Raw genomic sequence first — 20,059 nt, forward strand, 5'->3', positions numbered from 1 at the left:
GTCTTGATCAGGTTGTAGGAAATATTCGCGGCGTCGATGTTCGGCAGGACCAGCAGATTGGCTTCCCGCGTGAGCGGCGAGTCGGGCATCATCGTCTTCAGCAATGTCGCGTCGAGCGCGGTGTCACCGTGCATCTCGCCATCGACTTCCAGATCCGGCGCCAGTTCGCGAATGATGGCCAGCGCGGCCCGCATCTTCTTGGCGGACTCGCTGTTGCTGCTTCCGAAATTGGAATGCGACAGCAAGGCGGCACGCGGATGCAAGCCGAAGCGACGCATTTCCTCCGCCGCCATGATGGTGATTTCGGCGATCTGTTCCGCCGTCGGGTTTTCGTTGACGTGGGTATCCACCAGGACGATCTGACGGTCAGGCAGGATCAGCGCATTCATCGCCGCATAGACGTTGACGCCTTCGCGCTTGCCGAGCACCTGGTCGATGTAATGCAGATGCAGCGGCACGGTGCCGAAGGTGCCGCAGATCATGCCGTCGGCGTTGCCCTTGTGGATGACCATGGCGCCGATCAGCGTGTGGCGACGACGCATTTCCAGCTTCGCATATTGCTCGGTGACGCCCTTGCGACGCGTCATCGCCAGGTATTCCTGCCAGTACTCGCGATAGCGCTCGTCGTATTCCGGGTTGATCATTTCGAAATCGATCTCGGGGCGTATGCGCAGGCCGAACTTCTCGATGCGCTGCGCCAGCACGGCCGGCCGGCCGACCAGGATCGGCTTGGCGAGATTCTCGTCGATCACCACCTGCACGGCGCGCAAGACGCGTTCTTCCTCGCCCTCGGCGAAGACGATGCGCTTCTTCGCGGCCGGCGCCTTCTTCGCGATCTGGAAGATCGGCTTCATGAAGGTACCGCTGCGGTAGACGAATTGCTGCAGACTGCTGATATAGGCCTGCATGTCCAGGATCGGGCGCGATGCCACACCGGAGTCCGCCGCCGCTTTTGCCACGGCCGGCGCAATCTTCATCATCAGGCGCGGATCGAAGGGCTTGGGAATGACGTACTCGGGGCCGAAGGCCAGGTTGCTGATGCCGTAGGCGCTGGCAACGATGTCCGATTGCTCGGCCTGGGCCAGATCGGCGATCGCATGGACGGTGGCGATTTCCATCTGGCGCGTGATGGTCGTCGCACCGGAGTCGAGCGCCCCGCGGAAGATGTACGGGAAGCACAGCACGTTGTTGACCTGGTTGGGATAATCCGAACGGCCGGTGGCAATCACCGCGTCGTCACGCACGGCCTTGACTTCCTCGGGCAGGATTTCCGGCGTCGGATTGGCCAGCGCCAGGATCAAGGGCTTGGCCGCCATTTCCTTGACCATTTCCGGCTTGAGCACGCCGCCGGCCGACAGGCCGAGGAAGATGTCGGCGCCGGGGATCACTTCAGCCAGGGTGCGTGCGCCGGTGTCCTGCGCAAAGCGTTCCTTGTCCGGATCCATCAGTTCGGCGCGACCCTTGTAGACGACGCCGGCCAGGTCGGTGACGTAAATATTCTCGATCGGGAATCCGAGGTCGACGATCAGGTCGAGGCAGGCCAGCGCCGCCGCGCCGGCGCCGGACACGACCAGCTTGCATTGCTTGATGTCCTTGCCGACCACTTTGAGGCCATTCAGGATGGCGGCGCCGACGATGATGGCGGTGCCGTGCTGATCGTCGTGGAAGACGGGAATCTTCATCCGGTCACGCAGCTTGCGCTCGATGTAGAAGCATTCGGGCGCCTTGATGTCTTCCAGATTGATGCCGCCAAAGGTGGGTTCGAGCGCGGCGATGACGTCGCACAGCTTGTCGGGATCGAGTTCGTTGACTTCGATATCGAACACGTCGATGCCGGCGAACTTCTTGAACAGCACGCCCTTGCCTTCCATGACCGGCTTGGCGGCTAGCGGGCCGATCGGGCCGAGGCCGAGCACGGCAGTGCCGTTCGTGATCACGGCGACCAGGTTGCCACGGGCGGTGTATTTGAAGGCGTTGGCCGCGTCGGCGACGATCTCTTCGCAGGCGGCGGCCACGCCGGGGGAATAGGCCAGTGCCAGATCGCGCTGGTTGGTGAGCTGCTTGGTGGGGGTGACGCTGATTTTTCCGGGAGTGGGAAACTCGTGGTATTCCAGTGCCGCTTGGCGCAATTGTTGACGAAGCTGTTCGTTAGGAAGCGTCTTTTCTTTTTTCACTACATTGATTCCGTTGTGTTCACCCGACTCAGCGGTATGGATCGTGACTGCAACCCGCCTGCCAACCTTGGCAGAAAACCGGTCTGAAAAATTCAGGTAATTGAGTGTTGCATCTGTGCGTCCCACCATGCCAGCACTGCTTCCGGGTCGCAGTCAAGCAGCACGAACTCGTCCCCGACAAACTCTTTCCACTGTGGCAGCAGGCTGTCGCGCACCGGGACGATGATCGACAGGCCTGCCATGACGGCCCTCAGCATCTCGTCGCGCATTCCGCCTCCAGCTGCCTCCTGCGCGCCAAACTTGTTGAACACCACCAATTCAGGAGATGTATCGATCTCTTTTCTTACCAAGGATGCTGCCTGCGCCAGCGCACCCGAATCCAGTCTGCAGGCGGCAGAGCCGGCACCGAGGCTTTGCGACATCGGTATGCGCAAACCGGAAGGGAGAAGTTCCAGTGTCATCGAGCAGTCTTCACCGCTGTGCTGAATCACGCCGGCGAGCGCAACCCCGCGTTGACGCAGCTTCGCGACCACTTTCTCGAGAACCAAGGCCGGATCGATGCCGGAACCATAGATGAGAGCGGCGATAGTCATCGTGCTAGTGAGCCGCCCATTCGACCTGGCTGATATCCACGCCTGCTTGAACCATCTCCCAAAGCGGGGACATGTCTCTCAGCTTGGCTACTTTTTCGTTGAGCACGCGTATTGCGCAATCGATTTCGCTTTCCGTGGTGAACCTTCCCAGCGTGATGCGCAACGAGCTGTGTGCCATCTCGTCGCTCAAGCCAAGCGAGCGAAGGACATAAGAAGGCTCAAGACTTGCCGAAGTGCAGGCCGATCCACTCGACACGGCAAGCTCCTTGATCGCCATCATCAAGGATTCACCCTCGACATAGGCAAAGCTGATGTTGAGATTGTTCGGAATGCGTTTTTCCATGTCGCCGTTGATATACACCGCTTCCATGTGCCGCACGCCGTCGAGCAGCTTGTCCCGTAGCCTGCGTATGCGCTTCAGCTCTTCATCCATCTCGCACCTGGCGATTTCAAACGCTTCGCCCATGCCGACGATCTGATGGGTCGGCAGCGTGCCCGAGCGAAAACCGCGTTCATGGCCGCCGCCATGAATCTGCGCGTCCAGCCGCACGCGCGGTTTGCGCCGCACGTACAATGCGCCAATTCCCTTGGGGCCATACACCTTGTGCGCTGTCACCGTGAGCAGATCGATCGGAAGTCTGGCGAGATCGATGCCCACCTTGCCCGCCGCCTGCACGGCATCGCAATGAAACAGTACGCCACGCTCACGGCACAGCTTGCCGATTGACTCGACATCCTGGATCACACCGATTTCGTTGTTGACCATCATTACCGATACCAGGATGGTATCCGGGCGAATTGCCTGCTCCAGCTTGGCAAGATCAAGAATGCCGTTCGATTCCGGCGTGAGATAGGTCGCTTCAAATCCGGTGCGTTCCAGATCGCGTACGGTATCCAGCACAGCCTTGTGCTCCGTGGTGACCGTGATGATATGCCGGCCCTTTGTGCGGTAAAACGACGCCGCCCCCTTGATGGCGAGATTGTTTCCCTCGGTTGCGCCTGAAGTCCAGATGATCTCGCGCGGATCGGCATTCAAGAGGGACGCCACCTGCCCGCGTGCCTTCTCGACCGATTCATCCGCCTGCCATCCGTAGGAATGCGAGCGGCTTGCGGGATTGCCGAATTTCTCGCACAGGTAAGGGATCATTGCCTGGGCCACGCGTGGATCGACTGGTGTCGTCGCGGAATAGTCCAGGTAAATAGGCCGGTCACTCACGACATCTCTCCTCAGTTGATTGCGCAGCCAGCATTTGCCAGCGCACGTTCAACGGCGATGCCCAGCGACAGCAGGCGTCCGTCCGCGTGCGCGGGACCGAAGATCGTCAAGCCCACGGGTGCGTCGCCCGGCTTGTGGCACGGGATCGACATGGCGCAGCCATCGATGAAGTTCACCACGGTCGGATTGCGCAGCATGGCGAGGTTCGCATCGACGTACGCGTCATCGTGCGGCGCCTCCAGTGACGCGATGGTCGGCGCGATTCTTGGCACGGTCGGCATCAGGATGGCATCAAAGCCACGAATCGAACACCCGAACTCCTTGATGATCCTTTCGCGGGCATGGATGAGCTGAATATGATCGGCCGCAGAAATGTCTTTGCCCCGGGCGATGCGCGAGGACACGCGTGGGTCATAGCGGTCGACGGAAGAGGCCAGCAGGTCGCGGTGCCATGCATACGATTCCGCTGCGGTAAAGCCGCCCTTGGCGTTGCACTGAGGGATCTGAACCAGCGATGGAACGTTGATATCCTCGACAATCGCGCCCATGCTGCTCAGCGTTGTAATGGCGGAGGCGAATTTTGCCGCGACATCCTTGTCCAGACCATCGAGCACGTAGCCTTTCAGCACGCCAAACCGCACACCGCGCAGGGGGCGCCCGTCGTCCACTTCTACCGGGCTGTCTGCCATCACCGAATCCACCAGCGCGCAGCAACGCACCGTCGGAGCAATCACGCCCACAGCATCCAATGTCGTGGACAGCGGAAGCACGCCCTCGCGCGAGATTCGCGAAGCGGTGGGCTTGAAGCCGGTCAATCCGCATAGTGCCGCGGGAATGCGCACTGAGCCTCCTGTGTCCGAACCGATTGCAGCGGCCGCCATACCATCCGTGACCGACACGGCACCGCCCGATGTCGAACCACCGGGAATACGTCCGGTGGATCGATCAAACGGATTCCGCGGCGTTCCGTAATGCGGATTCAATCCGAGTCCGGAAAACGCGAATTCGGTCATGTTCGTGCGACCGACAAGTACGGCTCCCGCCATTCGCAATTTTCTGACCACGACGGAATCGGCGACTGCGTTCGGGCCGTCGGCAAAGAGGACAGAACCGCCGTTTGTCGGCTCACCTGCCACGTCGAACAAGTCCTTGATGGAAATCGGGATACCAGAGAGCGCTCCCGCTTCAATACCAAGCGCCCTCAATTGGTCGGAGGCCATTGCGCAAGCGAGTGCCGATTCCTCGTAAATTTTCGTAAAAACCTTGCTTCCCTCACCCGCGGGATCCGTCGCCCGTTGCAACGCGTCTTCGACCAGGCGCCTGCTCGTCGTTACCTTGGAATGCAAATCAGTTTTGTAGGAGGCTAGTGAGCGCATATCAAGGCTTAATCGTGGTCGTAATAGTGAATTTCGAGTAACAGGCAACCCGTCTCGGACTTGAACGGTCCGTGCGGTGTGCCAGGCGGGCGGCACGCATACGTGTTGGGCCCGAACGATTCGCCGCCATTGCCGTTCGCGTCATTACCGACAGTGAGGTCACCAGATACGAGATAGACTTCTTCCCAATAGTCGTGCTTGAAAGGCGCCGTGGTGTACACGCCCGGCTGAAACCGCAAGTGCCTGGTGCGGCAGCCTTTCTTTGCTGCTTCGTCAAGGGTACCCGCCAGGATTTGCTGCTCGATACCTTTCGGATATCCGGGAGGCGTCTCCCAGCCGGAATTCATATCGACCGTATAAAATTCCTTGTGCTCTTTTTCAATTGCCATGTTGATGTCCTCGTTTCATTAGTGCGGCGATGCCGCCCTTGAATAGTATGCCTTCAATGTCAGCCTGCGATGGGCAGACACTCGATGGCATATTCATGATTGATTTTCCGGCCGAGCACCGGGTCATCGATCTCGAAATGGAATTTCTGCGCCGGCCGGATTCCGCCTTTTGCCGCCAGGGTCCCGCAAAACATCACGCTGTTGCCAGGCAGGTTCGGCTTGCCGTTGGTGTAGCCCTCGATGAGCTCCAGCGGGGCAAGCATCGTCGCAACAGATCCTTCCTGGTACAAGGACACCTCGTTGTTCTCCGTGACATACGACCGCAGAATCAGGCTGTCCCAGTGATCGGCTACTTCATCATAAGGCCAAAACACCTTGCCGATCGGCTTGTCGCACAGTTGTTTTGAGATTGCCACACCAACCACCTCCACTTCACGATCGGTGTGATCCGATCCGACGCCGATCCACAGGCGTCCATCCAGCATGAGCAGCACAAACTCCGCTTCGCCGCTGGAAGCGCCGCCCGATACCTGAATCCGGGTTGCCGTTGTCAGCCTCGAATTCGAGACGCGGTAGTACACCGGCGTCGATGCCGGGCGCTTCACGCCCAATGCTTCGAGTTCGACAATATGCTTTTCGACGGCCACTTTGTCGCGCCCGGTCCAGCCTGCGATGACGACCTCTTCGACTGTAATTTCCCTTGTGTCCACTTTGCCTTTTTCGACAAGTGCCACTGTCATTTTGCGGATCATTTTCCCTCCTGGTATCGGTTGCCGGCCTGCATGGAGATTCTGCTTGCAGGAGCCGGCCCCGAGTGGTTTATCAGATTGCCTTACTTGGACTTGCGTGTCGCAACCAAGCTCCAGGCGCCACCTTTTGCTTCAATGACATAGACCGGTTTGATCGCATCTCTGTCCTTGTTAAATGAAATGTCTCCTTCCACGCCCTTCAGGTTCGTCATGGTGGAGAGGTAGTCGCGGATCGCGGTCCTTTCCTTTGCGAGGTTTGCTGCATCGCCCGACACCTTTGCGTTGGCCATGGCAGCGGCGTACATGAGGACGATGTCGTAGGTCGCGGCATCCATCTGGTTCGGCTCGGTGCGCGTGAGGCCCGCGGCTTTCGCGCGCTTTTCGTAGGCGGCAGCGAATTCCTTGGACTTGACGCTGGCATTGGCGTGGTAGGTGGTACCGATGGTCATGCCTTCGCCGCCGGGCGCCATGCGCTTGGGCAGGTCAGGATCGGCAATCGTTGTTCCGCCGATCATCCGTCCTTTGAATCCCTGACGATGGAGTTCCACCGCGAGCTTAACCGCGAGTTCCGGCGGTGCGCCAACGCCGATGACGTCGGGCTGGCTCTGAACCAGCTGAGAAACCTGCGGCGACAGGTCAAATGCCTTGACCTTGAAGTCGACGGTTTGCTTCAGGTTCGATTTCGCTTTGCCGAAGACGGCCGGCAGCACGGCGGTGCCGATGGACTTCGATACGGCATCGTCCGTACCGTAGGCAATGGCTGCGTTCGAGGAAGGAATCTTCTTGGACGAGAGCGTGTCCATGACCTCGTCGATGACGATGCCTTCATCGACGGTATTGCGGAAGCCATAAGAAAATCCTGCTGTCAGGCCCGGTGCGGACGATCCCATGCTGGTCTGGACGATGCCAGCAGACTCACCTGCCGGAAACGCCACGCGGCATTCGCTCGAGCTGAAGGGGCCGATCACAGCCAGTGCCTTTTCGTCCTGTGCGAAGCGGCGCACAGCCGTGACGGCAGATTTCGGATCGCCGCCAGTGTCGAATTTGCTGAGCTTGATCTTCTTGCCGTTGACACCGCCTCGTGCATTGATCTCTTCGACAGCGAGATCCGCCGCGATCTCGTTGCCAATCGCCAGGCTCACATACGGACCGGTCTTGGCCATGGAATAGCCAATGACCAGGTCGCCGGACGCTTGCGCCGATGCCTGTCCCTGTACCAGGGATAGGCCCACCAATACTGCGGCTAGTTTCGATACAGTTTTCATTGCGTTCTCCTCCTGATGGATGTAGTTACAGCGATATTCCCGGTCGGGATCTACCCTCCGAGATAAGCCTCCTGAAGCTGTTTGTTGCTCTTCAAGTCCGCTGGCAGGCCTTGAATGATTTCCTTGCCAAGTTCAAAAACATGGCATTTGTGCGCAACATCGAGCGCCATGCCGGTGTTCTGTTCAACCAGAAGAATCGCCAGGCCGTCGCGGTTCAATTCCCGGATCAGACTGAAAAGACGTGTGATGAACAGCGGGCTCAGACCGAGCGATGGCTCGTCGAGCATCATCAGTTTCGGCGCACTTAGCATCGCCCTGCCGATCGCCAGCATTTGCTGCTCTCCTCCCGAAAGGCAAACAGCCTTGGCATGGCGCCGTTCGGCCAGGTTGGGGAAGCGCTGATACAAGGCGTCGATCTCGCGCGCCACCTTTGCACGGTCCTTGCGGTGATACGAGCCAAGCAGCAGGTTTTCTTCTACCGTCATGGCCAGCAGAATGCGTCGCCCTTCCGGCACCAGCGCGAGACCTTCGTGCACGCGCAGGCTTGCGGGCGCATTGGTCACGTCCTTGCCGTTGAATTTCAGCGATCCGCCGGCGAGCTTGACGACGCCAAGCAGCGACTTGAGCAGGCTCGACTTGCCGGCGCCGTTGGCGCCGAGGACGGTGACGACCTGCCCCTCCTCGACAGTGAGACTGACATCCTTGACCGCGGCGACGCGGCCGTAGCGCACGTTCAGGTCTTTGGCCTCAAGCAGCATGTTGAGCTCCTTCTGCGACGTCAGCGCCCAGGTACGCTTCCCGCACCAGGCGATTCTGGCGAATCTCTTTCATCGAACCCTCGCCGATCTTGTTACCGAAATTGATGACGACAACCCGAGTGCAAAGTTGATCGACGAAGTGCATGTCATGCTCCACCACCAGCAAGGTTATGCCGCTCTTGTGGATGTCCTGGAGTTGCCTTTGAAGCTCGTCGGTTTCGACCGGATTGAGGCCGGCAGCCGGCTCGTCCAGAAGAAGCAGCTTCGGTTTCGCGATCACCGCACGCACGAGGTCGACGCGCTTTCGCACGCCATACGGAAGCGCCCCCACGGGCAGGTCGGCATATTGGGTCAAGCCGGCCTGGTTGAGCGCCTCCCGCGCTTCCTGTACCCAGCGCCGTTTTTTGGAGAGGCGTCCCGGATGCAAGAGGTCGACCAGGCTGGATGCGGTGGGATGCTGCCCGAGAAGGACGTTTTCGATCACCGTCTGGTGTTCCACCAGGCGGATGTTCTGGAAGCTGCGCGATATCCCGGAGTAGATCCGCTTGCGAGACGGCACATTGGTGATGTCCACGCCGTCGACGCAGATCCTGCCGCGATCGATCGGATAGACGCCGCTGATCAGATTGAAGACAGTACTTTTGCCTGCCCCGTTGGGTCCGATCAGGGCGAGGCGTTCGCCCTTCTGGACGTCAAAGCTCAGGTCTGTAATGACCGCCAGGCCACCAAAGTGTTTGGTGACATTGTCGAATTGAAGCAATGGAGTCGGATTCATTTTGCCTCCGCCGGTTTAGTGCGTCCGCTCCAGTTACGGAGCAGCTGGGCGGTAATCAGCCCCTGCGGGCGAACGGCCATGATCAAGATCACCGCGAGGGCGAACACGACATAGCGCCATTGGTCGCTGCCGCGAAGAACTTCTGGAAGCAAGGTGAAGATCAGTGCACCAGCGAGCGGCCCAAAGATCGTTTGGGTTCCGCCGAGGAGCACGTACAGGGCGATATAGATGCTCAGCAGGATGTTGAAATTCTGTGGTTCCAGGTAGCTGAAGTGATGACCGTACAGCGCGCCGCCGATACCCGCGATCAGCGCTCCGAGCGAAAAGGCTTGTATCTTGGTGATCTTGACGTTCAGTCCGAACAAGTCCGATACGACGGGATCATTCTTTACCGCGGTCAGGTACAAGGCGAAGCGTGTCTTAGTGAGGAAGAACACCAGGCCCAGCACGATGGCGGCGCTGGTGACGATGAAGCCGAAGGACGCATGTTTGTTGACCGCGTAGCCGGCGGCGGCGCCGACAACTTCCAGGTTCAGCAGCACACCCTGGATAACCTGTCCGAGCGCAAAAGTGGCGAGCGCCAGATAGATGCCGCTGACCCGAAGCAGGGGCACCGCCAGAAGCGTGGCGATGACACTGGCGACGAGCCCGCCGGTGATGACACCCAGATAGATCGGGGCATCATAGGTGTTCGTCAGATAGGCGGACACATAGCCGCCGATTGCCATGAATCCGGCAACCCCGAGATTGAGCTGTCCTGCGGCCAGCGGCAGATAGCCGGCAAGGGCAACCACGAAGTTTATCGCCAGCAATGCAAGCATTGCCTCCGTGTATCCACTCATTACAGTTTCTCCCGCGGGGCTGATGTGCTTCCCAAGATCCCTTGGGGCCAGAAAACAAGGAGGACGAGGAGCAAGCCGTACACGGAAATATCGACCATGTCGGCGCCGAGGAAGTAGATCGAGAGGACTTCTGTCAGACCGATCAGGAGCCCGCCGATGACCGCTCCGCTGATGTTCCCCATGCCGCCGATGACCATGGCAGCGATGCCCTTGAGACCGACTTCTTCACCCATGCTCCAGGACACCTGCTGATAATTGATGGCGAACAGCAGTCCGGCAAGCGCCGTGAGCAGTCCGGTCACGATAAAGAGAACGGGGACGATGCGGTGCACTTCCACGCCGAGGATGGTGGCGGTTTCAGCGCTCTCCCCGATCGCCCGGATTCCGCGGCCGATCTGCGTCTTCTTCATCAGATAGGTCACCGCAAATACCAGCACAATGGCGGTGCCCAGCGACATGAGCTGGCCGATGCCGAGGATGAGTTCGCCGATACGGATGTTGAAGTCCGAGACGATTTGCGGGAACTGCTGCTGGTCTGAACCGATTCCGATCACGACGAGGTTTTCGAACAGGATGAGAAAACCCACCGAACTGACGAGCGGGATTTCATGGTCCGATCCCTTCATGAGCCGGTACGTAAAACGTTCAACGATGAGGGATGCAACGATGCCCACTGCCAAGCCGGCGGCAATTGAAGGAATCCAGGACCAGCCAGCTTCGAGCAGACGCCACGTGATGACCGCGCCGAGCATGAATATCCCTGGGACGCTGAAATTCAGGAAGTTCAGAATTCCGATAGCCAAGGTAAATGCGACTGCGATAAGGACGTAGATCCCCCCAAGCATTAGCCCGTTTGTTATTTGCTGGACTAATAACATTTCGTCTCCTCCTAGCATTGTTTGTCATAGCCAATCATTGAACCGGATACGTCGGCAGTGATTGGCTGTTGTCCCGCCGGCTTGGCGGAAGCGCGTGAACTTGGCCGCGCGAGTAGCCGCGTGGCAAGGAAAGCATTTGCGCGCTAAAGCACCATCAATATTTCCCGAAGAAATTATCTGTGATGTTTCACACGGATTTTACAAGGATTTCACTTGATGTCAATATTCTTTTGAATTGATGCAACATGCTCGGCCGGAAAAACAATGTGCCGTTTGGGCACGGCGTCGATACGACCGATATGGCCGGCATGCAAGGCGATCGCCTGCGAGGAGGACTTGTCTGTCTTGTCAGGAATCAAGCCGGGAAGATTAGCGAAGGGGCCACGTTGAACAAGTACACTCCGCTCGTACCGCGCCCGCAGACCTGTTTGCTTATTTGATAGAGAGAAGAGAAACGACGCGCGATTTCACCGCTTATTTCCGTTTGAAATCAAAATTCTTGGCCTTGCTTGACAGTATTGTGAAGCACCAGTAATATTTCACATGCACATCACAATATCGGGAGAAGCAAAGATGAAATTTGAAGCCCCCATTGCACGCTGGCGCGAGCGCGTGCTGCCGGAATGGCTGGACTACAACGGTCACATGAATGTTGCCTATTTCGTTCTGATTTTCGATCACGGCACCGACGAGTTCTACCCGCTCATCGGCTTGGGCAAGCCTTATCGGAACCGCACCGGAAAATCGACCTTTGCGGTGGAAACCCATATCACCTATCAAAAGGAATTAAGCGTGGGTGAAGAAGTCATGGTGACCACCCAACTTTTGGGCTACGACAACAAGCGTATACATTACTTCCACACCATGTGGCACGCCGAAAAGAAGGTGCAGATGGCAACACTGGAACAACTGGCGCTGCACGTGGACCTCACCAACCGCCGCGTCGAACCGATGCCGGAAGAATCCCAGCGCCTGCTTGCCGAAATGTGGGAATCCCACTCGACATTGCCGAAACCGAAGGAACTTGGTTCGGTCATGGGAATCAAGGCGCGCCAGTTCTGACAATGGACACCGACTATCTGATCGCGTCAGGACGGCGTCTCGAATACCGCTTGACGCGCGTATCTGACGCTAGCCGGCCGACCCTTGTATTACTGCATGAAGGGCTTGGCTCACTTTCCATGTGGCGCGATTTCCCGGAGCGCCTGGCCGCGATGACGGGATGCAGCGTTCTCGTCTACTCACGCTACGGCTACGGATGGTCAGACGTACTTGCCGAACCCCGGGATGCTGGCTACCTCTTCCACGAAGCGCTTGTTTCGCTGCCTGAAATATTGAAGCAGCTCGACATCAGCAAACCCGTTCTGATCGGGCATAGCGACGGTGGGAGCATCGCGCTCATCCATGCCGGGAACTTCGGCGCGCATGGCGTTGTTGTCCTCGCACCGCACATCTATGCCGAAGTGAAAACCCTTCTCGGTGCGAAGGCAATCCGGGAGCAGTTCGAGAAAGGCGTACTGGGAAGACTCCTCCAGAAATACCATCGCGATCCCGTGTCCACCTTTTACGGATGGAACGACGCCTGGCTGTCCGAGCAGTTTCGGTCGTTCGATATTACGCCCCTGCTTTCCAGGATTTCCTGCCCGGTACTCGGCATACAGGGTTGCCAAGACGAACACGGTTCGATGGTGCATATCGACGAAATCGCGACGAGAGCAAAAGATGTGCAGTTGGTGAAACTGGACGACTGTCGGCATTCGCCGCACATCGACCAACGCGACAAGGTACTGCAGGCAATCGATACCTTCTGCCGAAGGCTGCACTGATCACCATCAACCCCTACCTCACCGGTCCCATGCCCAACATCGAGTTGCCACATTGCAGAATCCGGTATCGCTTCGATGGCGCCGCCGCGAATCCGGTTCTCCTCCTGTGCAATTCCCTCGGAGCGAACCTGTCAATGTGGGACGGTGTGGTGCCTCACCTTGCCGACGATTTTCAGGTTCTCCGTTACGATGGACAAGGCCAGGGAGATTCGTCAGATCTGAGGGCCGCCTGTACGCTCGAGGACTTGGGAAGGGATGCCTGCGCACTGCTCGACGCATTGAACATCAAGGACGTGCATTTCTGCGGTCAAGCGATGGGGAGCCTGATCGGGATCTGGCTTGCTTTGTTCCGCAGGTCCAGACTAAAGAAACTGATCCTCGCCAATACCGCGGCGACCATCGGCACGCGGGATTTTTGGGACGCGCGCATTGCCGCAGTGGAGAACAATGGTCTCGCACCTATGGCGGACGCGATCGTCGGCAGATGGTTTACCCCCGACTACGCTGCTGCCAATCCGACGGTAATCGAGCGTATGAAGGACATGCTTCTCCGATCAACACCGTCTTCCTACGGCCGTTACTGTGCCGCGATTCGCGATGTCGACTTTCATGGCCAGCTGGATCAAATCAGCACGCCGACACTGGTCATAGGCGCGACCCATGATGGCGCTTGCCCGCCGCAGGAAAGTCTTTTCGTCTGCAATCATATCGCGGGAGCGAAATACCAGGAACTGCCGGCTGCGCACATGTCTTCCATTGAAACACCGGAAGCGTTCGCAGCGGCTCTCAAATCCTTTCTTGCTGCGGAAGGCGACAGAGGTGACTTGCTCTCGGGCCGCGGCCCAGGCCAACCCATCATCCGGAGAAAAGAATGACTGCCCATTCCATTGGCCTCGGGTCCTGGTTTGTCGGCAGCAAACCCGATGGATTCGCCAGGGACTGTCTTCCCCCGCGGCACGATGCCGACGCCGCCGTTGAATTGATCCTCCCCTATAGAAACAGCATTGCATTGCCGGATGCGTCAGGCTCCATACTTTGCCTGAGCGGCGCGCTGTGGGTGACGCGAACCAATGACTCTGAGGATCATATCGTGGAACCCGGTACCTCGTTCCGCTTCGAGGAAGGGGACCATGTCGTTGTTCAGGGTATCAAGCCCAGCAAGCTGAGTTTGTCGCTTGACCCCGAGCCCCCGCTTCCTTTCGTACCGTGCGCCTGAGCACGGAAACCCATTCGCCACGGAGGAAATATGAATTCCGGCTTCATCCCCATCGTCGACCTCCGCTCTCTCAACAAGGCGCCGGCGGTCCCGGCGAACCTGGAGTCGGCAAAGGGTTTTCTCTCCGATGCGCTTGGCCGCCCATTGCAGGACCTGCGGATTTCCGTCACCGATCGCTGCAATTTTCGCTGTGTCTATTGCATGCCCAAGGAGGTATTCGGACCGGATTATCGATATCTGCCTCACTCCAACGTACTGAGCTTTGAGGAAATCACGCGCATCGCGAAGATCTTCGTCGAGCACGGCGTGCGAAAAATCCGGCTGACCGGCGGCGAGCCGCTGCTTCGCAAGAATATCGAACGCCTGGTGGAGATGCTGAGCGCACTGACGCTCCCCGACGGCCAGGCGCTCGACCTCGCCCTGATCACCAACGGTTCCTTGCTCGCCCAAAAAGCACAAGCATTGAAAAACGCCGGACTGAAACGCGTGACAGTGTCGCTCGACGCCCTCGATGATCCGACTTTTCGCAGCATGAACGACGTCGACTTTCCGGTTGCCGATGTGTTGCGCGGCATCGACGCCGCACATCAGGCCGGCCTGGGTCAGATCAAGATCAACATGGTGGTCAAGAAAGGCATGAATGACCACCAGATCCTGCCGATGGCGCGACATTTCAAGGCTACGCCTTTCGTTCTGCGTTTCATCGAATTCATGGACGTCGGCACCAGCAACGGCTGGAAAATGGATGACGTCATTTCGTCTGCGGAAGTGATTCGTCGCATCAACGCCGACATGCCGCTGGAAGAGATCGAGCCCAACTATAGGGGCGAAACGGCGGAGCGCTGGCGCTACCGCGACGGCAGCGGGGAAATCGGCGTGATTTCCAGCGTCACAAAGGCATTCTGCGGCGATTGCACGCGTGCGCGCCTTTCAACAGAAGGCAGGCTGATCACCTGTCTGTTTGCGAGCCGTGGCCATGACTTGCGTGCACTGCTGCGCAGCGAAAAAAGCGACGCCGAGATTTCCACCGCGGTGGCGCATGTATGGCGCGCCCGGACGGATCGATATTCGGAATTGCGCGCCAAAAACACTGCAGACATGGCGCAGACGGAACGAAGAATCGAGATGTCCTACATCGGCGGATGACGCCTCGATCCTTACGGCCCTGCCCGCTTACATGCTGCGGCGATACTCTCCGCCGACTTCAAACAGTGCATTGCTGATCTGGCCCAGTGAGCAGTAACGCACAGCATCCATCAGTGTGGCAAACACGTTCTCGTTGTTGATGACCGCCCGCTGCAGTTTTTCCAGCATCGCCGGCGCCTCGTTCGCATGCCGCTGCTGGAAGTCGGCCAGGCGCTTCAGTTGCGACTGCTTCTCTTCCTCGGTGGAACGCGCCAGTTCCATCGTCTGCGGCGTGGCGTCGCCCTTCGGATTGCGGAAGGTGTTGACGCCGATGACCGGCAGCGTGCCGTCATGCTTCAAGTGCTCGTAGTGCATCGACTCTTCCTGGATCTTGCCGCGCTGGTAGCCGGTTTCCATCGCGCCCAGCACGCCGCCGCGCTCGGCGATGCGCTCGAATTCCTGCAGCACCGCTTCTTCCACCAGGTCGGTCAGTTCCTCGATGATGAAGGAGCCCTGGTTCGGATTTTCGTTCTTCGCCAAGCCCCATTCGCGGTTGATGATCAATTGAATGGCTAATGCCCGCCGCACCGATTCGTCGGTCGGCGTGGTGATCGCCTCGTCGTAGGCATTGGTGTGCAGCGAGTTGCAGTTGTCGTAGATCGCGATCAAGGCCTGCAAGGTGGTGCGTATGTCATTGAAATTGATTTCCTGCGCGTGCAATGAACGACCCGATGTCTGATTGTGGTACTTGAGCTTCTGGCTGCGCTCGTTGGCACCGTACTTGTCGCGCATTGCGATTGCCCAGATGCGCCGGGCAACGCGGCCCAATACCGTGTATTCCGGGTCCATGCCGTTGCTGAAGAAGAAGGACAGGTTGGGCGCGAAATCGTCGATGTGCATGCCGCGCGCGAGATAAGCCTCGACGAAGGTGAAACCGTTCGCCATGGTAAAGGCGAGTTGCGAGACCGGATTCGCGCCCGCTTCGGCGATGTGATAGCCGGAGATCGATACCGAGTAGAAGTTGCGCACGCGGTTGTGCACGAAGTATTCCTGGATGTCGCCCATCACCTTGAGCGAGAACTCGGTGGAGAAGATGCAGGTGTTCTGGCCCTGGTCTTCCTTCAGGATGTCGGCCTGCACGGTGCCGCGCACGTTCTCCAGCACCCACGCGCGGATCTTGGCGGCTTCGTCATTCGTCGGCTGACGCTTGTTATCTGCACAAAACTTGTCGATCTGCTGGTCGATCGCAGCGTTCATGAACATGGCCAACGCCGTCGGTGCCGGGCCATTGATGGTCATGGAGACAGAAGTGGTCGGATCGCACAAATTGAAGCCGTCAAGCACGACCTTCATGTCATCCAGCGTGGCGATCGAGGCGCCGGCATTGCCGATCTTGCCGTAGATGTCGGGGCGCGGGGCCGGATCGGCGCCGTACAAGGTCGGTGAATCAAACGCGATCGACAGGCGTTTCGCCGCCATGCCTTCAGACACCAGCTTGAAGCGGCGGTTGGTGCGAAAGGCGTCGCCTTCGCCGGCGAACATGCGGGTCGGGTCTTCATTCTCGCGCTTGAAGGCGAACACGCCGGCGGTGTAAGGAAAGGAACCGGGCACGTTCTCCGCCCTCAGCCAGCGCAGGATTTCGCCGTGGTCTTCGAACTTCGGCAGCTGCACCTTGCGGATCGAGGTGCCCGACAGCGTCTTGTGTACCAGGCGCGTGCGGATTTCCTTGTCGCGAATCTTGACGACGTACTCGTCGCTGGCATAGGCCGCTTTCATCGCGGGCCACATCGCAAGCAGCTTGCGGGCGTCCGGCGCCATGGCATCGTCGCGTTCCGAAATCAGGCCATCGAGATCGGCGGCCTTGCCGCAGGCGGCGGCCATGCGCTTGGCTTCCTGCAATTGCTGACGCTCACGGGCCAGCTTCACTTGTGTCGCGGTGTTCTTGTGATAGCCGCGCACAGTATCGGCGACTTCTGCGAGATAGCGGCTTCGCGCCGGCGGCACGATCGCGTTCTTGCCGGACGAAAAACGCACATGGACGGCCGGTAGCTTGCTCGGTCCTGTCTCCAGACCGATTTCCTTAAGCTTCAGCAACAGACCTTGGTACAAGGCGGTGACACCATCGTCGTTGAAGCGCGAGGCTTGCGTGCCGTACACCGGCATCTCTTCCGGCTTCTTGCCGAACAGCTCGCGATTGCGCTGGTATTGCTTGGCCACGTCGCGCAGCGCATCCTGCGCGCCCTTGCGGTCGAACTTGTTGACCGCGACGAAATCGGCGAAGTCGAGCATGTCGATCTTTTCCAGTTGCGAGGCAGCGCCGAATTCCGGCGTCATCACGTACATCGAGACGTCCACATGCGGCACGATCTCGGCATCGCCCTGACCGATTCCCGAGGTTTCGACAACCACCAGATCAAAGCCGGCGACCTTGCAGGCGGCGATCACGTCGGGCAATGCCTGCGAGATTTCGGAACCGGCTTCGCGCGTGGCGAGCGAGCGCATGAATACCCGCGACTGGCCATTCCACGGATTGATCGCATTCATGCGGATGCGGTCACCGAGCAAGGCGCCACCCGATTTGCGACGCGAGGGGTCAATCGATATCACGGCGATGTTGAGCGCGTCGTCCTGATCGAGCCGAATGCGGCGGATCAGTTCGTCGGTCAGCGAGGACTTGCCTGCGCCGCCGGTGCCGGTGATGCCGAGTACCGGGGTCTTGATGGTATCGGCGGCCTGGTGCAGCGCGCTCTTGAGCTTCGATTCGGTCTTGCCGTTTTCCAGCGCGGTGATGAGTTGCGCGAGCGGACGCTGACGTTCAACCATGTCAACCGTGGTCAGTGCCTCCAGCGAGGACGGCGCGTACGGTGACAGGTCAATGTCGCAAGCCTGGATCATCGACAGAATCATGCCGGTCAATCCCATGCGCTGGCCGTCTTCCGGGCTGAAGATGCGCGCCACGCCATAGGCATGCAGTTCGGCGATCTCGCTCGGCACGATCACACCGCCGCCACCGCCGAACACCTTGATGTGGGCACCGCCGCGCTCCTTGAGCAAATCGATCATGTACTTGAAGTATTCGACATGGCCGCCCTGGTAGCTGGAGATGGCAATGCCTTGCGCGTCTTCCTGCAGCGCGGCGGTGACGATCTCGTCGACCGAGCGGTTGTGGCCGAGGTGGATCACTTCCGCGCCGTTGGCCATCAGGATGCGGCGCATGATGTTGATCGAGGCGTCGTGGCCGTCGAACAGCGAGGCCGCGGTAACGAAACGCACCTTGTTGGCGGGTTTGTATTCGGTGAGCTGCTTTACAACGGAGAGATCGGTCATGGCATATTTCGTCGGGAGTAATCGGATGTCGAGGCGACTGAAGAGGAATGTTTGTCCTCGTGTCTGTCGCCCGAGTATAGAAAACGCCCATGGCGATGAATATGCCCAAAAAACTCAAATTCTCTGCAAGAATTTGGCATAGGTTTCACTCGCTGCAGTGCGGTGAATCCCTCGCCTGCGGAAGCGATTGCGGCGAGAAAAATCAGGTGCACAGAAAAATATGCAAACACTGATCATTTGATTAACGTCTTGCGCGCATCAGTGCAGTGAAGAGTCGAGTTAATGGTGGTTTCTTTCAGAACAGCATAGAATCTTGCGATCAGGATTTCGTCGGAAGTTAACCTTGGCGCAGATGGAAAAAGGCAGCATTTCCGTATACTTCGTCCATTCCGCACTCGAACCCATCATCGATCGCGGCCTGGACACCGATGGCTTGCTTCGCGATGCGGGCATCTCGCCGGCGCTACTGCAATCAAGCCAGGGCAGAGTATCCGCGCAGAGCTTCGGCGCATTGTGGCTCGGCGTTGCACGAACCCTCGACGACGAATTGTTCAATCAGGATTCGCGACGCATGAAGGTTGGCAGTTTTGCCATGTTGTGCCAGATGCTGATTCACTGCGACACATTGAACGGCGCGTTAATTCGGATGATGCGTTTTTTCAACCTGATTCTCGATGATTTTCAGTGCAGTATCGAAAGCGATGCCCATCACGCGCACCTGACGATCCGCGAGGCTTCGGATGTGCGTGCACCGCGCGTATTCGGTTACGAGACACTATTGATGATGCAGCACGGCATCGCATGCTGGTTGATCGGTCGGCGCATTCCCATCAAGTCTGCCATCTTCTGCTATCCGGAACCGTCGCGCAGCGCGGAGTATCCTCTGATGTACTCCGACAAACTCCAGTTCAACGGAACGGTTACCGCGCTCACGTTTGATCGGTCCTATCTGGATTTGCCGGTCGTTCAGAACGAAAAGACGGTCAAGGAGTTCGTGCGACTCGCGCCCGCCAACATCGTCCTGAAATACAAGAACACGACTGGGCTTGCCGCCCAGATCAAACGCCGGCTGCGCGCGATGGCGCGTATGGAATGGCCTGACTTCGATGCGTTCGCAGAAAGCCTTAACATGACCCCGTCGACTCTTCGCCGGCGACTTGAGAACGAGGGACAGTCATACCAGACAATCAAGGATCATTTGCGTCGTGACGTCGCAATTGATTCCCTTTGCCATTCTTCGAAAAGTGTCGCCGATATTGCCGCTGAAGTCGGTTTCGCCGAAGTGAGCGCGTTTTACCGCGCATTCAAGAAATGGACTGGCACCGTCCCTGGCAAGTACCGGCAGCGCACGCAGAAGCGTTAGTTATCTGACGAACGCACTTATCTTAAAGCGTCGACATATGAAGGTTATCGCAAGACAGTGAACAATCATCTGTCTCGAGAGTTCGGCAAGCTGCTTCTTACCGATCTTAAGCGCACTCATATCAAGGAATGGTGCGCGAAGATGTCGCGTCCACGCGCATTTAGCGCGAACGCGCCTAGTCGCCCAC

General features: G+C 58.4%; 17 protein-coding genes and 2 pseudogenes. 7 read left to right on the forward strand and 12 right to left on the reverse strand.

Annotated elements, in window-relative coordinates; genetic code table 11:
- The 11 genes and pseudogenes from VJ651_RS08965 to VJ651_RS09015 form a co-directional block, all read right to left on the reverse strand.
- The coding region (locus VJ651_RS08965) for an NADP-dependent malic enzyme (protein ID WP_324107125.1) at positions 1-2,174 on the reverse strand (2,174 nt) is incomplete at its 3' end.
- A 92-nt stretch (positions 2,175-2,266) separates the two neighbouring features.
- A complete protein-coding gene (locus VJ651_RS08970; RefSeq protein ID WP_324107126.1) occupies positions 2,267-2,767 on the reverse strand; it encodes a DUF2478 domain-containing protein in 501 nt (166 codons plus the stop codon).
- A 4-nt stretch (positions 2,768-2,771) separates the two neighbouring features.
- Positions 2,772-3,983 (reverse strand): IscS subfamily cysteine desulfurase, encoded by a 1,212-nt coding sequence (locus VJ651_RS08975; RefSeq protein WP_324107127.1) that lies wholly within the window; start codon positions 3,981-3,983, stop codon positions 2,772-2,774.
- Positions 3,984-3,994: 11 nt separating this feature from the next.
- On the reverse strand, positions 3,995-5,359 hold the full coding sequence (locus VJ651_RS08980; RefSeq protein WP_324107140.1) for an amidase: 1,365 nt from the start codon (positions 5,357-5,359) through the stop codon (positions 3,995-3,997).
- A gap of 8 nt (positions 5,360-5,367) precedes the next feature.
- Positions 5,368-5,748 (reverse strand): cupin, encoded by a 381-nt coding sequence (locus VJ651_RS08985; protein WP_324107128.1) that lies wholly within the window; start codon positions 5,746-5,748, stop codon positions 5,368-5,370.
- Positions 5,749-5,807: 59 nt separating this feature from the next.
- Positions 5,808-6,500: a DUF2848 domain-containing protein gene (locus tag VJ651_RS08990; RefSeq protein WP_324107129.1), complete on the reverse strand. Its 693-nt coding sequence runs from the start codon at positions 6,498-6,500 to the stop codon at positions 5,808-5,810.
- An 80-nt stretch (positions 6,501-6,580) separates the two neighbouring features.
- A complete protein-coding gene (locus tag VJ651_RS08995) occupies positions 6,581-7,762 on the reverse strand; it encodes an ABC transporter substrate-binding protein (RefSeq protein WP_324107130.1) in 1,182 nt (393 codons plus the stop codon).
- Between the two features lie 281 nt (positions 7,763-8,043).
- Positions 8,044-8,520, reverse strand: a pseudogene (locus VJ651_RS09000) (ABC transporter ATP-binding protein); the annotation flags it as partial.
- Positions 8,510-9,295: an ABC transporter ATP-binding protein gene (locus VJ651_RS09005; protein WP_324107132.1), complete on the reverse strand. Its 786-nt coding sequence runs from the start codon at positions 9,293-9,295 to the stop codon at positions 8,510-8,512. The pseudogene VJ651_RS09000 and the gene VJ651_RS09005, both read right to left, overlap by 11 nt.
- Entirely contained in the window at positions 9,292-10,137 is an 846-nt protein-coding gene (locus VJ651_RS09010) for a branched-chain amino acid ABC transporter permease (RefSeq protein WP_324107133.1), read from the reverse strand. Before VJ651_RS09010 ends, VJ651_RS09005 begins: the two co-directional genes overlap by 4 nt.
- Positions 10,137-11,015 carry a branched-chain amino acid ABC transporter permease gene (locus VJ651_RS09015; RefSeq protein WP_324107134.1) on the reverse strand — a complete coding sequence of 293 codons (879 nt, stop codon included), beginning with the start codon at positions 11,013-11,015 and terminating at the stop codon, positions 10,137-10,139. Before VJ651_RS09015 ends, VJ651_RS09010 begins: the two co-directional genes overlap by 1 nt.
- 573 nt (positions 11,016-11,588) lie before the next feature.
- Here VJ651_RS09015 and VJ651_RS09020 point away from each other — a divergent pair.
- The 5 genes from VJ651_RS09020 to moaA are packed head-to-tail and all read left to right on the forward strand — an operon-like array spanning position 11,589 to position 15,203.
- Positions 11,589-12,077, forward strand: coding sequence for a thioesterase family protein (locus VJ651_RS09020; protein ID WP_324107135.1), 489 nt, complete (start codon positions 11,589-11,591; stop codon positions 12,075-12,077).
- Between the two features lie 2 nt (positions 12,078-12,079).
- Positions 12,080-12,841, forward strand: a complete 762-nt coding sequence (locus tag VJ651_RS09025; RefSeq protein WP_324107136.1) for an alpha/beta hydrolase — start codon at positions 12,080-12,082, stop codon at positions 12,839-12,841.
- A gap of 29 nt (positions 12,842-12,870) precedes the next feature.
- Positions 12,871-13,716 carry a 3-oxoadipate enol-lactonase gene (pcaD, locus tag VJ651_RS09030; RefSeq protein ID WP_324107141.1) on the forward strand — a complete coding sequence of 282 codons (846 nt, stop codon included), beginning with the start codon at positions 12,871-12,873 and terminating at the stop codon, positions 13,714-13,716.
- Complete coding sequence (locus tag VJ651_RS09035) at positions 13,713-14,057, forward strand: DUF2917 domain-containing protein (protein WP_324107137.1); 345 nt, start codon at positions 13,713-13,715, stop codon at positions 14,055-14,057. Before pcaD ends, VJ651_RS09035 begins: the two co-directional genes overlap by 4 nt.
- Before the next feature lie 30 nt (positions 14,058-14,087).
- Positions 14,088-15,203: a GTP 3',8-cyclase MoaA gene (moaA, locus tag VJ651_RS09040; RefSeq protein WP_324107138.1), complete on the forward strand. Its 1,116-nt coding sequence runs from the start codon at positions 14,088-14,090 to the stop codon at positions 15,201-15,203.
- A 27-nt stretch (positions 15,204-15,230) separates the two neighbouring features.
- Here the strand turns inward: moaA and icmF are convergent, their stop codons facing one another.
- A complete protein-coding gene (gene icmF / locus VJ651_RS09045) occupies positions 15,231-18,509 on the reverse strand; it encodes a fused isobutyryl-CoA mutase/GTPase IcmF (RefSeq protein WP_324107139.1) in 3,279 nt (1,092 codons plus the stop codon).
- Positions 18,510-18,861: 352 nt separating this feature from the next.
- Here icmF and VJ651_RS09050 point away from each other — a divergent pair, with 352 nt between their 5' ends.
- Together VJ651_RS09050 and VJ651_RS23620 are read left to right on the forward strand one after the other, a co-directional pair.
- Positions 18,862-19,872 carry an AraC family transcriptional regulator gene (locus VJ651_RS09050; RefSeq protein ID WP_324107142.1) on the forward strand — a complete coding sequence of 337 codons (1,011 nt, stop codon included), beginning with the start codon at positions 18,862-18,864 and terminating at the stop codon, positions 19,870-19,872.
- A gap of 21 nt (positions 19,873-19,893) precedes the next feature.
- Positions 19,894-20,059 (forward strand): annotated as a pseudogene (locus VJ651_RS23620) (hypothetical protein); the annotation flags it as partial.

Origin of the sequence: Noviherbaspirillum sp. (assembly GCF_035254865.1) — a bacterium.
Lineage (GTDB): Bacteria > Pseudomonadota > Gammaproteobacteria > Burkholderiales > Burkholderiaceae_D > Noviherbaspirillum.